General features: G+C 43.0%; 15 protein-coding genes. 14 read left to right on the forward strand and 1 reads right to left on the reverse strand.

The features are described 5' to 3' along the window. Window positions 1–212 precede the first annotated feature (212 nt). From E5336_RS11840 to E5336_RS11855, 4 genes are read left to right on the forward strand one after another with little or no spacing between them, the layout of a single operon-like run. A complete protein-coding gene (locus E5336_RS11840; protein ID WP_135981311.1) occupies window positions 213–1,583 on the forward strand; it encodes a tetratricopeptide repeat protein in 1,371 nt (456 codons plus the stop codon). Continuing rightward, a complete protein-coding gene (locus tag E5336_RS11845; RefSeq protein WP_135981312.1) occupies window positions 1,576–2,319 on the forward strand; it encodes an ABC transporter permease in 744 nt (247 codons plus the stop codon). Before E5336_RS11840 ends, E5336_RS11845 begins: the two co-directional genes overlap by 8 nt. 14 nt (window positions 2,320–2,333) lie before the next feature. After that, window positions 2,334–3,272, forward strand: a complete 939-nt coding sequence (locus tag E5336_RS11850; protein WP_135981313.1) for a glycosyltransferase family 2 protein — start codon at window positions 2,334–2,336, stop codon at window positions 3,270–3,272. Further along, window positions 3,263–3,763, forward strand: a complete 501-nt coding sequence (locus E5336_RS11855) for a GNAT family N-acetyltransferase (protein WP_135981314.1) — start codon at window positions 3,263–3,265, stop codon at window positions 3,761–3,763. The genes E5336_RS11850 and E5336_RS11855 overlap by 10 nt, the downstream gene beginning before the upstream one ends. Here the strand turns inward: E5336_RS11855 and E5336_RS11860 are convergent. Then, entirely contained in the window at window positions 3,739–4,470 is a 732-nt protein-coding gene (locus E5336_RS11860) for a hypothetical protein (protein ID WP_135981315.1), read from the reverse strand. The two genes, E5336_RS11855 and E5336_RS11860, sit on opposite strands and share 25 nt — an antisense overlap. Before the next feature lie 285 nt (window positions 4,471–4,755). On the opposite strand from E5336_RS11860, the gene ffh reads away from it, so the two are divergent. The 10 genes from ffh to dprA all read left to right on the forward strand — a co-directional run bounded on the left by ffh (window position 4,756) and on the right by dprA (window position 11,525). Next, window positions 4,756–6,174 (forward strand): signal recognition particle protein, encoded by a 1,419-nt coding sequence (gene ffh, locus E5336_RS11865; RefSeq protein WP_135981316.1) that lies wholly within the window; start codon window positions 4,756–4,758, stop codon window positions 6,172–6,174. 80 nt (window positions 6,175–6,254) lie between these two features. Continuing rightward, window positions 6,255–6,524, forward strand: a complete 270-nt coding sequence (gene rpsP / locus E5336_RS11870; RefSeq protein WP_135981317.1) for a 30S ribosomal protein S16 — start codon at window positions 6,255–6,257, stop codon at window positions 6,522–6,524. Continuing rightward, window positions 6,524–6,772 (forward strand): KH domain-containing protein, encoded by a 249-nt coding sequence (locus tag E5336_RS11875; RefSeq protein WP_135981318.1) that lies wholly within the window; start codon window positions 6,524–6,526, stop codon window positions 6,770–6,772. Before rpsP ends, E5336_RS11875 begins: the two co-directional genes overlap by 1 nt. A 59-nt stretch (window positions 6,773–6,831) precedes the next feature. After that, on the forward strand, window positions 6,832–7,320 hold the full coding sequence (rimM, locus tag E5336_RS11880) for a ribosome maturation factor RimM (RefSeq protein WP_135981319.1): 489 nt from the start codon (window positions 6,832–6,834) through the stop codon (window positions 7,318–7,320). Beyond that, on the forward strand, window positions 7,317–8,033 hold the full coding sequence (gene trmD, locus E5336_RS11885) for a tRNA (guanosine(37)-N1)-methyltransferase TrmD (RefSeq protein WP_135981320.1): 717 nt from the start codon (window positions 7,317–7,319) through the stop codon (window positions 8,031–8,033). The genes rimM and trmD overlap by 4 nt, the downstream gene beginning before the upstream one ends. A 90-nt stretch (window positions 8,034–8,123) precedes the next feature. Further along, window positions 8,124–8,474: a 50S ribosomal protein L19 gene (gene rplS / locus E5336_RS11890; RefSeq protein WP_135981321.1), complete on the forward strand. Its 351-nt coding sequence runs from the start codon at window positions 8,124–8,126 to the stop codon at window positions 8,472–8,474. 65 nt (window positions 8,475–8,539) lie between these two features. Beyond that, window positions 8,540–9,163 carry a signal peptidase I gene (lepB, locus tag E5336_RS11895; protein ID WP_135981322.1) on the forward strand — a complete coding sequence of 208 codons (624 nt, stop codon included), beginning with the start codon at window positions 8,540–8,542 and terminating at the stop codon, window positions 9,161–9,163. A 79-nt stretch (window positions 9,164–9,242) separates the two neighbouring features. Continuing rightward, on the forward strand, window positions 9,243–10,142 hold the full coding sequence (gene ylqF, locus E5336_RS11900) for a ribosome biogenesis GTPase YlqF (protein WP_135981323.1): 900 nt from the start codon (window positions 9,243–9,245) through the stop codon (window positions 10,140–10,142). Further along, complete coding sequence (locus tag E5336_RS11905) at window positions 10,135–10,743, forward strand: ribonuclease HII (RefSeq protein WP_135981324.1); 609 nt, start codon at window positions 10,135–10,137, stop codon at window positions 10,741–10,743. Before ylqF ends, E5336_RS11905 begins: the two co-directional genes overlap by 8 nt. A gap of 41 nt (window positions 10,744–10,784) precedes the next feature. Beyond that, window positions 10,785–11,525 (forward strand): DNA-processing protein DprA, encoded by a 741-nt coding sequence (gene dprA, locus E5336_RS11910; protein ID WP_135981325.1) that lies wholly within the window; start codon window positions 10,785–10,787, stop codon window positions 11,523–11,525. The last annotated feature ends 63 nt before the right edge of the window (window positions 11,526–11,588 follow it).

Below are 11,588 nucleotides of genomic sequence, written 5' to 3' on the forward strand. Positions count from 1 at the left end.
CGGCCGAGGACTTGATCAGAGCCCATGACTTGCCAAGACCAAGGGGTTGTGGAAATAGGGAGAAGGCGTGTTTCTGGTTTTGAGAGATCGAACGACCACCTTGCCGCGGGCGAGGTTTTTTTGTGTTTCAATAAAACAGAAATTTGAAGGATGGAGATTTTTTTTTGCCTTTTTTGCTTACCTACTATAGAATTGGATGAGGAGGACCGTAAATGACATTACAAGATGAAATCATTGATGCGATTCAAAATAATGAGCTAGATGATGCTTTTCATAAAATTCAAGAATATGAACAGAGCTATGGACATGATGATTTTTACTATCTTTCCCTCTCGGATCTCTTACTATTTCAGGGAATGTACGAAGATGTCTTGATCTTAATGGAAGATGCCAAAAACAACGGTTACGACGACGAGTTGTTTTATGAAAGAAGGGCGGATGCATTAATCGGTTTGGACCGTTTTGATGACGCTTTAGATTATTTGAAAATGTGCACACTGGGTGAAGATCCGGAAGAAGATCTTCATATTTTGTACTTATATGGGCAAGTCTACTTAAATAAAGAAGACTATAAAATGGCTGTTCAATATTTTGAGGATATCCTTCTTGAAGTGGATACGCCATCCATTTATTGCTACGCGGGAATCGCGTATTGGAAGCTTGGGAAAAAAGCGCGAAGTTTGGAGTATTTTGAGCGCGCAAAAGACGATGAAGAATCGTTAACGCAAATTTGCCTTTTTTTGAAAGAGGAAAAGGAAGAAAAATCTTTTTTTGATTTCGTTCAATGTATCTCGGAAGAAGATTATCGAATCCATTTGATTTCCGATTACTATTTGGAAACAGAAGCGTATGAACAGGCTGTTTCCTATTTGGAAGAAAAAATCGAAGCGCATCCGCTCATGATTTTTTATGTTAAGCTCCTCGGTTTGTTCGAGCAATTAAACCAGCCAGATAAAATGAAGCATTATGAGCGAAAAATCCTTCGACTGCCTATTGACGATACAATGACTCGAATCAATGCCATCGAAATGAAACTAATCGCTCTACAGCGTCTTCATTATCGGGATGAAACGATAAAGAAATATATAAAGGAATTCATGACCATGAGCGGGAATGATAAGCACGTTTTTTTTGCGATTGCCTCGTTTCTCATGAATGGCCGCTACATTAAAGTAGCCTCGAAGTTTTTATATGCTTATGAATTTGTCGGATTAACCAAAGAAGAAAAAGCCTATTTGACAAGAATTCGGATTTTTACGGCGCTTTCTCTCTCGGATTTTTATAAAGCGTATGATGAATTTCAAGCTTTGAAGCAATATCAAACGATTGATGAAGAATTCATGTATGATTACGCGGTAGCTTGCTTTAATTCCCATCACGTAAAGGAAGCCTTGGAAATTGCCCGCCAGCGTTATCAGGATGGAAGAATGGCTGCCTTGTGCATCGCCGGATACGACCTTACGGAGCAATTCGACGAGCAAGCTGAATTGTTGGGCGACATTCATAAACTGCTCGACGCAGGGTACGAGTACCCCAATATTGACGCGATTTATGATGTGCTAGGAACTCTGGCAAATGAATAATTGGCTTCAAAAATGGAAACAGTTGCTTGAGATTGTTTTATTCGCCTTGTTTTTGGGCGAGTTTTTGTTTTTGGTCATGGATAATCCCGTGATCTTTCCATCTCCATGGATGGTTCTTGCGGCAATGAAAGAACAACTGCAAACGACTATATTTTACAAGTCAATCTTTTTTACCGTAACGCGCGTTGTGTTTGGCATAGCAATGTCCTTTTTCTTTGGAGCTATATTAGCGTTTTGGCGCTTTTTTTATCCGAAAACCCGCATTTGGCTTGATTATCTAATTTTACTGTTACGAAGTATTCCCAATATTACGCTAATGATTTTGTTTTTGTTTTGGCTAGGCGGAGAACAAAGTCTGTTTTTGGTGATTTTTCTTGTTTTGTTTCCTGTTGTCTATCAAGCCTGTGCAGACGAATTAGAAACGATCCAGACGTGTTGGAAAGATGTACTCGCAATTTATCCGCAGCCAAGACGATATCTTTTGCGGCAAGTGTATATTCCATTGCTTAAACCGGCTTTAGGCTCCGCATTGATTTCGATTACTTCGCTCGGGTTTAAAGTTGGCGTGATGGCTGAGATTTTATCGCAAGTTCGTGGCGGGATCGGGCGAAACATGCAAATCGCCAAGTTGAATGTCGATTTAGCTTCTTTACTGGCTTGGACGATTTGGTTTTTAATTGTTGTGGCGGTTTGTGAGTGGATTATAAAAAAGACAATCGCAACGATTATGAAATAAAAGGAGATTGATGTATGGAATTGGTAAGCGTCCTCATTCCGGTTTACAACGTGGAAAAATATCTTTCCCATTGTCTCGATTCGGTTTTGAATCAAACCTATCCAAGGATTGAAATTATTTTGATTAACGATGGATCCTCGGATTCCTCCGGGCAAATTTGTGACCAGTATGCGAAAGCCCATGACAATGTGTTTGTTTACTCGTATCCCAACGCGGGGATTTCAACGACAAGAAACCGTGCTTTGGATCACGCCCATGGCGCGTACTGGATGTTTGTAGACAGCGATGATTTTATTCATCCCGATATGATTCGAAAGATGATGGAAACCATGCATCATGAAGAGGCGGATATCGTGTTATGCGGGTACCGGATGGATTATTTCAAGTTTATCCCTTTGTTAAGAAAAGTCGCGCCGAAACAGACAATGTCCAATGTGGAAGCGTTGCAAAAGCTTATTTCGAACAAAGGGGTCAACAACTATCCCTGGGCTAAATTATTTAAAGCGGAAACGTTTGATGGGGTAAGGTTTCCAAACCACCTAGCCGGATTTGAAGATACAAGAACGATTTTTAAAACTTTTTTGAACGCGAAAAAAATCGCGGCGATTCCCGATCGCTTTTACCATTATGTGCAACGCAGGGGCTCTTTAACGAACCATATGGATCTGGATACCGTATACAATATGCGAAAAGCGTACCATGATCAGGCGGATGATTTAAAAAAAGCGCTGCCCAATGTTTCATTTGACTCGATGATCAACTACTACAATACGGATATGGTGATTATTTATACATTGATTTTTATTGTGAAAAAAGCGGATCATCCAACTTTTGAACCCGATGAAATCGACTGGAGCAAGCTTTCGCCTTTTTTGAAGTTTGCGTATGGGACCTGGCTGGAAATCGCCTGCTTAAAATATGGATGGAAGCGAAAGGAGATACCATGGCAATAGGAAAGGTCCGTCTGGCCCGGTACGATGATCTTGATACGCTCGAAGTCATTTATACGCGGGCACGTCAATTTATGCATACCCACGGCAATCCGTTTCAATGGAACGACGGGCATCCGAATCGAAACGATTTAATGCAAAATTTAGAAGAGAAAGAACTGTATGTCGTGGAAAGCAACATGGAAATTTTAGGAAGCTTTGTCCTTCATTTTGGAACGGATCCAACATATGAAAAGATTGATGGAGCCTGGCTTAATGAGGAACCCTACGCGGCTATTCACAAAGTCGCTTCGACGCAAACCCAGCGAGGGGTAGGAAGCCTGATTTTATCGTATTGTAAAACGCGATGCCAAAATTTGAAAATTGATACGCATGCCGACAATCTTCCGATGCAAAGGTGCATTCAAAAAAATGGCTTCCTTTACACCGGAACGATTTTTTTGCAAAATGGCGATCCGCGACACGCCTATCAGTTTTCAGACGAAAATAAATAGGAAATAACGGCATCGGCCGTTTTTTTTCGAAATCCTTGCGCGTCAGGAAGCTTATCCGGGTTCCATCGAAACTGATCGTAAGCCGTTAAATACGAGAAATCAGTGGAGCATGTTGGATACTTTGCAGACCAGTCGGGATAATACGTTTGCATAATGTTCTCAGCATTCACTTCCGCCTGACTGCGCGTTTCGCCTTGCGCGTTTGGGGTCCCGCAAATTCGAACGCCTGGTGGCGAGGCATGGATAATGAGCAGGCTTCCATCCTCATAGGTACCTAAAACCATAAAAATGTGTTCCGTATTGGCAAGTAAATCACCCGGCTCGTAGTTTTGAATATCGGAAGCCGCAATCATCGTTCCATACCCTTTTTTTTCTAGAAAAGGACCGATTTCTTGTGAAAGGCGAACATAGCCGGGCTGGCTGTCTTTGGTTTCAAACGTATTGTATAAAAGCCATCCGATATAGCCCGAACAATCCAAGCCATGATGGATTTCGTAGAGGTGATCGTTAAAATCGTAGGTGGCATCTTGCGCGTCCGCAAACGTTTTCCAAGCAGGGGAAAGACCGAGATGGCGGCTTTCCGTTCCGGCGCCAGTGTCTTCCTCATTCCAGCCGCCGCCCCACACATACATCACTTGGCCAAGAGGTTCTTTAGCATAGGCAAGCAAATCGGCTAAATCAGTCGTTTGCGGTGTATCCTCCGGCATGTTTTGCGTATTGGAAACAGGGCGTAAAAGAAAGAATAAAAGCGAAGGGATCCCGATGAAAACGAGAACAAGAAAAAGAATTCGTGAAGGCTTGAGTTTTCTCTTATGTTTCATATTTCAAAGGTACTCTTTTTTTACTAAACTTTCAAATCACTAGATTGAAAGCTTTTTCGTAAAAAGAAGAAGCGGGGAGCAGTTGGATTCGATTGTAAGGCGAAAGATTGAAAAAAGAGACTTGATAAGATAAAATTATTTAATCGCATAGGGAGAAGAAAGGATCTAAATATGGCATTTGAATCATTATCGGAACGCTTGAATAAAGCGATAAAGAATATTTCCGGTCAAGGAAAACTGACAGAAAAAAATATGAATGACATGCTCAAAGAAGTGCGGATGTCACTGCTTGAGGCCGATGTCAACTATAATGTTGTGAAAGAATTTGTTGAGAACGTAAAACAAAAAGCGTTAGGACAAGAAGTTTTGGACGCATTGAATCCAGGACAGATGGTCGTTAAAATCGTTCATGATGAATTGCAGTCTTTATTAGGAGAAAGCGACGCAAAGCTCCACTTTAAAAAGCACGGCATCACAAATGTGATGATGGTTGGTTTGCAGGGAACAGGTAAGACGACGGCTTCCGCGAAAATTGCCCGGTTCGCAAAAGAGAAATTAGGAAAACGCGTTTTGCTTGTGGCATGCGACGTAGTTCGTCCAGCCGCTATCGAACAGCTGCAAACGTTAGGGAAAAATATTGATGTCGAAGTGTTTAGCCTGGGGGCGGATGTCGACGCGATTACGACAGCGAAACAAGGATTGGAATACGCGAAATCCCGCCAAAAAGATCTTGTGATTTTTGATACCGCCGGACGATTGCATATTGACGCGGATTTGATGGATGAATTGAAAACGATGAAAGACATCGTGGCGCCGGATGATATTTTACTGACGGTGGATGCGATGACTGGACAAGACATCGTGACGGTTGCTCGTGAATTCAATGAACAGCTCGCGATCACCGGCCTTGTCGTGACGAAAATGGATGGCGATGCCCGTGGCGGCGGATTGTTGTCTGTCCGTTCCATTACGGATGTTCCGGTGATGTTTGTTTCCAATGGTGAGAAAGTGGATGATCTCGAAGAATTCCATCCAGATCGAATGGCGGACCGAATTCTTGGCATGGGCGATATCATGACACTGGTTGAACAGGCACAGGATAAAATCGACATGGATGTTCAAAAACGCGCGGTTCAGCGAATGAACGAAGGCGTGTTTACATTTAACGATATGCTTGATCAGTTCAAACAAGTCAAGAAGATGGGATCTATGCAAAAGATGATGAATATGATTCCCGGGCTGGGCAAACTGAGCGGAAAAATTGATGACGAGCAGGTTAATGACGGGGTGAAAAAAAGCGAGGCAATCATTCAGTCGATGACGCCGTATGAACGCGAACATCCTCAGTGCTTGAAGGCAAGTCGCAAATCCCGAATCGCAAAAGGCGCGGGTGTCAAGGTGATGGAAGTCAATCGTTTAATCAGCCAGGTCGAGCAAATGCAGACTTTAATGAAAATGATGAAGTCAGGTTCGATGCCGAATATGAATATGCTTCAGGGAATGCAAAAAGGCGCGGGAGCGTATGGGGCAAGCAAACACGCCGGTTCAAAGAAAAAGAAAAAATCGAAATCCAAGAAGAAAAAGAAATAAAGGTGTCAAGTAAAAATACTTGACAGCACAAATGGTCTTTGGTAGGATAACAATGCATAAATCGAAAGGAAGACAACAACATGGTAAAATTACGTTTAAAAAGAATGGGTAAGAAAGGACGTCCTTTCTATCGGATCGTAGCGGCAGACTCCAGAAGCCCTCGCGATGGTCGTTTTATTGAAGAGATCGGAACATACGATCCAATGAAATCGGAAAACCAGGTCACATTGGATAGCGAAGCCGCTATGCGTTGGATGAAAAACGGAGCCCAGCCAACGGATACAGTTCGTTCTATTTTGTCGAAAGCAGGAGTCCTCAAGACTCTGCATGACGAAAAATTCGGAAAATAATGGTAGATTTGGAAAAAACATTGTTTGATCTTTGCGCACCATTGGTCGACGATGAAAAGTCTTTGTCTGTGAAGACAATGTCGAGTTCCAATGAGGACGAGATTTCTTTATTTGTATACGCAAATAGTGAAGACGTGGCTCGGTTGATCGGGCGGAAGGGAATCATGGCTAGCGCTCTGCGCCAAATGATGTCGATCGCGTCCCGCAATGATGACAAACATATCGCGGTGAAATTCGAAGCTTATTAGGATGCGGAAACGTATCCTATTTTTTGTAGAATGATTGACTGCGGGAAAAGGAGAAAGAAATGATTCAAGTTGCGAAAATAATCAATACACATGGTTTAAAAGGGGAATGTAAATTGTATTTGCTTACCGATGATCCGGCGCATCGTTTTGAAACAGGTCGAACATTGTATCTGAATGAAGAAACACCGTTGAAAGTTCTTCGGTTTCGGATGCAAAAAGGACTTGGCTACGCTTTTTTTGAAGGAATTGATTCGATTGAGAAAGCGGAGGCGCTCAAAGGGGACGGCTTATTCATTCCAATCGAAGAACTGCCAAAAACAAACGAAAATGAGTTTTACTATCATGAGCTGAATGGCTGTCAGGTTTTCAATGAAGAGGGAGAAAATCTTGGAAAAGTGGTCGACTTGCTGGAAACCGGTGCCAATTTGGTTTTACGGGTGAAAGGAACGGAAGGCGGCTTCCTGCTGCCGTTTGTCGACGCGTTTATTGTGGATGTCGACGTGCCGGAAAAGCGAATCACGATAAAGGAAATGGCAGGGCTGCGATGAAAATCACGGTTTTGACGTTGTTCCCCACGTATTTTCAAAGCCTGCTCAATACATCTATTATCAAGCGGGCGTATGAAAAAGATTTATTTGAATTTGAAACGATCGACTTTCGAGAATACACGAATGAAAAACACGGACATGTCGACGATACGCCATATGGAGGCGGTGCCGGGATGGTTTTGATGTGCCAGCCGATCGTGGATGCGCTCAAGGCGATTCGAACGCCGGAGAGTTTAGTCATTATGCTTACGCCGCAAGGGAAAACATTCAGCCAGCCCATCGCCCAGGACCTTTCGAAAAAAAAGCATTTGATCTTTCTCTGCGGACATTATGAAGGTTTTGACGAGCGAATTCGTGATTATGTCGATATGCAGCTTTCTTTGGGCGACTTTGTTTTAACTGGCGGCGAAAGCGCCTGCGCTGTGATGTGTGATGCGATTCTCCGGCTGCTGCCGGGTGTGATTCGACAAGACAGCAGTGAAGACGATTCTTTCTCGAACGGTCTTCTGGAATATCCGCAGTATACAAAGCCTGCTGTGTTTGATGGAAAAAACGTGCCGGATGTGTTGTTGAGCGGCCATCATGCCAACATTGATGCATGGCGTCGCGAACAGTCGGTCATTCGAACAGCTAAGATTCGGCCGGAATTGCTGGATCATGTCGAATTGACACCAGCAGAAAAGCGGTTGGTGAAAGAAATCTTGAAAAGCTGATCAGGATATGCTATCCTTCATAAGGATGTGCGGGTTCCGCTGGTCGTTGACTATGAGTCTTTGAAAGCACAGGATGAATAAGGAGGAAATATGAATTTAAACTTAGTTCGGGATATTACGAAATCTCAGTTGAAAAAAGACATTCCAGATCTTAGATCGGGTGCTACGGTTCGTGTCCATGTAAAAATCAAAGAAGGGGAAAAGAGTCGTATCCAGGTTTATGAAGGAGTTATAACCGAGCATGTTGGCGGTGGAATTACAGAATCCATTACAGTTCGAAAAATTTCGAGTGGTGTGGGTGTTGAACGGAAGTTCCCAGTTCATTCGCCAATCGTCGATCATATCGAAGTTGTTCGTCAAGGTAAAGTACGTCGTAACAAATTGCGTTATCTTCGCGGACGTTCCGGTAAGGCTGCTCGTCTTAAAGAAGTTAGAAAATAAAAAAATGCCGGTTGATCCGGCTTTTTTTGTATATAATACGGAAAGCAACAGGATAAGGAGTGAATATGAAAAAAGAGGAAAAAACATCTATCGGGAAAGAGATTTTTGAGTTTTTGAAGGTTTTTGTTATTAGCGCCGTCGCGGTTTTACTATTTGCGAATTTTATCGCGCATCCGGTAACGGTTGTCGGACACAGCATGGATCCGACGCTTGCGGATGGAGAATATGGTTTTACCAGTGTGATTGGAGCAAAGACCGGAAAACCGGAACGGAACAAAATTGTCGTGGTAACGATGGAGGATCCAAAAACAGGCGAAAAGGCCGAATGGGTGAAGCGAATCATTGGAATGCCCGGAGAAACGATTGAATGCAAAGACGATGTGATTTACATTGACGGAAAAGCAATCGACGAGTCTTCGTATTTGAATCCTGAATATACGGCGATGCAAAAGGAGCAATTTGGATGTTTAAATAAATATTTCATAGGAAATCGAACCCAGGATGGGATTCCGATTTGGGAAGACTGGGGCCCGATTACGCTAGGGGAAGATGAATATTTCGTAATGGGTGATAATCGAACCAATTCAAAAGATTCCAGAGATCCGTCGGTTGGACCGGTGAAAGAGTCGCAAATTTATGGAAAAGGGGTTTTTGTATTGTATCCATTTTCTAGTTTTGGTTTAAAATGAGAGAAGGAAGGCAGGAACGCTTTCCTTTTCTGCTTTTTCTGGATGCGGTATAATAAAAAGGTACAAAGGATGGATAAGTATGACGCGAAAAAAAGACAAGAAGATAAAAAGCGAGCAAGGAGGCGGGCAGCAAACGTCCAATATCAACTGGTTCCCGGGCCATATGACAAAGGCCCGACGCCAAATGGAGGAAAATTTAAAAAAAGTTGACTTTATCATCGAGATTCGAGATGCAAGAATTCCTCTGGCTTCTAAAAATCCAATGCTGGATGAACTGATCGGAACGAAGCCTCGCTTGATTATTCTTTCAAAAAAGGACAAAGCGGATCCGGTAAAGACGAAAGAATGGTTGGAATACTTTCAAACGGATCGCCAGAAGGCCGTCGCTTTGGATTTGATTAAAGATTCCTATAAAAATGTCATCATTGAATGTGGAGAAAAGCTTTGTGCTCCACTGATTGAAAAACAAAAACGGCGCGGAATCAATCCCCGGGCGCTGCGAGCTATGGTGTGCGGGATTCCCAATGTAGGAAAGAGCACGTTTATCAATACGCTGGCGAAGAGAAAAGCGGCACAAACAGGCGATAAACCGGGTGTGACGAAAGCGCTTCAGTGGATCAAGCTGGATAAAGCGATCGAATTGCTGGATACGCCAGGCGTTCTTTGGCCAAAGTTTGAAGGGGAGCATATTGGTGAGAAACTGGCATTGCTTGGCGCGATTCGCGACGAGGTCGTCACGCAGGATGATATTGCGCTTTACGCTTGCGAATGGTTGATGAAAAATGATCCGGAGGCGTTAAAAAAGACGTATCAAATCGAATTGCAGGATACTCCATACGATACTCTTTTGGAAATCGGACGAAAACGGGGATATTTGCAAAAAGGACAAATTGATGAGAACCGGCTGATGAAGTCGTTCGTAAAAGATATTCGTGAGAATAAGCTCGGGAAGCTGACTTGGGAGAGCGTGGATGATTGAAAAACCATTAGAAATTGATTTGTGGAAAAACTATCCAACCATTCTTGGCATGGATGAAGCGGGGCGAGGCCCGATTGCGGGGCCTTTGGTTGTCGCGGGAGTCGTTTTCCCAAAGGGATATGAAAACGCCCGGATTGATGATTCCAAAAAAATAAGCGAGAAAAAAAGAGAGGCGTTATATGAGCAGATTTTAAATGACGCTCTTTTTTATAAAATTCTAGTTGTTTCCGAGCAGACAATCGACGAGCTGAATATTTATCGAGCGACACAACGCGCTATGGAACAAATTGCCCAGGAGGTAGAAACGACGTACATTTTAACGGACGCGATGCCGCTTAAACAATCTGAAGCTCCCTTTGAGGCTATCGTAAAGGGGGATCAAAAATCAATTTCTATCGCGGCGGCAAGTATTCTTGCGAAAGTAACACGCGATCACTGGATGTATAGATTGGATACGATGTATCCGATGTATGGCTTGAAAGCGCATAAAGGATATCCAACAAAGAGGCATATTGAAAACCTGGAGCGGTTTGGGGTGCAGTCTTTTTATCGAAAGAGTTATGGCCCTGTGAAAAAGCTGGAAGAAATTAAATTGTTTTAAAAAAATGTCCACTTTTCCCGAAAAAAATCGTATATAAAGGTATGAGGTATAATTTCAGACAAGCAATTTTATATTATGCGATTCGCTACAAAGGAGACTGGAATCAGATTGCGGAAGCGTTGGACAAAAAGGAGGACTATCAAATTTTAGAGTGCCCTTTCGCTTTTGTGACGATTGGTGAAGCTGAATATCCGACTTGTTTTTTGGCGTTGGAATGTCCGCCGTGGATTTTGTTTTATGAAGGCGACTTAAGCTTGTTAAGGGAAAAAATAGTCGCAGTCATTGGCGCACGCCAATGTTCTGAAAAGGGAAAGGAAAATGCGGTGCGAATTACCCAGTGCCTAAAGGAGAAGTATACGATTGTTTCAGGGCTGGCAAAAGGAATCGACAGCGTAGCGCATTGGAATGCTTTGGATAGGAAAACGATTGGCATTATTGGCTGCGGTTTGGATCGAGTGTATCCCAAAGAAAATGCGCCACTGTATGCGAAAATGCGTAGCGGGCATTTGATTGTTACAGAATATCCTCCGGGAACCCCGCCTTATGCGAAAAACTTCCCGTGGCGGAACCGGTTGATTGCCGCAGCTTGCCATTGCGTGGTGGTTGTTGAAGCCACGCTAAAGAGTGGAACGATGTTAACGGTCAATGAATGTTTGGCGCTGGATCGGGAGGTGTATTGCGTCCCTACTGATTTTCAGGAATCATTGTATCGGGGCTGCAATTACTTAATTGCCAATGGCGCGCACATATTAACAGGTTTAGATGATGTAGGGGCAATTTGATAAACGCCCCTTTTTCTGTCCTTTAAAAATATTAAAAAATATCTAATATTTTAGTTGACAGAT

Source organism: Dubosiella muris, from assembly GCF_004793885.1.
Lineage (GTDB): Bacteria > Bacillota_I > Bacilli_A > Erysipelotrichales > Erysipelotrichaceae > Dubosiella > Dubosiella muris.

What these genes read in the sequence shown, in the direction of transcription:
- E5336_RS11845 (WP_135981312.1), top strand. Translation starts at nt 1,576, where the DNA reads ATGAATAATTGGCTTCAAAAATGGAAACAGTTGCTTGAGATTGTTTTA.
- rpsP (WP_135981317.1), top strand. Translation starts at nt 6,255, where the DNA reads ATGGTAAAATTACGTTTAAAAAGAATGGGTAAGAAAGGACGTCCTTTC.
- ffh (WP_135981316.1), top strand. Translation starts at nt 4,756, where the DNA reads ATGGCATTTGAATCATTATCGGAACGCTTGAATAAAGCGATAAAGAAT.
- trmD (WP_135981320.1), top strand. Translation starts at nt 7,317, where the DNA reads ATGAAAATCACGGTTTTGACGTTGTTCCCCACGTATTTTCAAAGCCTG.
- E5336_RS11875 (WP_135981318.1), top strand. Translation starts at nt 6,524, where the DNA reads ATGGTAGATTTGGAAAAAACATTGTTTGATCTTTGCGCACCATTGGTC.
- ylqF (WP_135981323.1), top strand. Translation starts at nt 9,243, where the DNA reads ATGACGCGAAAAAAAGACAAGAAGATAAAAAGCGAGCAAGGAGGCGGG.
- E5336_RS11855 (WP_135981314.1), top strand. Translation starts at nt 3,263, where the DNA reads ATGGCAATAGGAAAGGTCCGTCTGGCCCGGTACGATGATCTTGATACG.
- rplS (WP_135981321.1), top strand. Translation starts at nt 8,124, where the DNA reads ATGAATTTAAACTTAGTTCGGGATATTACGAAATCTCAGTTGAAAAAA.
- E5336_RS11905 (WP_135981324.1), top strand. Translation starts at nt 10,135, where the DNA reads ATGATTGAAAAACCATTAGAAATTGATTTGTGGAAAAACTATCCAACC.
- dprA (WP_135981325.1), top strand. Translation starts at nt 10,785, where the DNA reads ATGAGGTATAATTTCAGACAAGCAATTTTATATTATGCGATTCGCTAC.
- E5336_RS11860 (WP_135981315.1), bottom strand. Translation starts at nt 4,470, where the DNA reads ATGCCGGAGGATACACCGCAAACGACTGATTTAGCCGATTTGCTTGCC.
- E5336_RS11850 (WP_135981313.1), top strand. Translation starts at nt 2,334, where the DNA reads ATGGAATTGGTAAGCGTCCTCATTCCGGTTTACAACGTGGAAAAATAT.
- lepB (WP_135981322.1), top strand. Translation starts at nt 8,540, where the DNA reads ATGAAAAAAGAGGAAAAAACATCTATCGGGAAAGAGATTTTTGAGTTT.
- rimM (WP_135981319.1), top strand. Translation starts at nt 6,832, where the DNA reads ATGATTCAAGTTGCGAAAATAATCAATACACATGGTTTAAAAGGGGAA.
- E5336_RS11840 (WP_135981311.1), top strand. Translation starts at nt 213, where the DNA reads ATGACATTACAAGATGAAATCATTGATGCGATTCAAAATAATGAGCTA.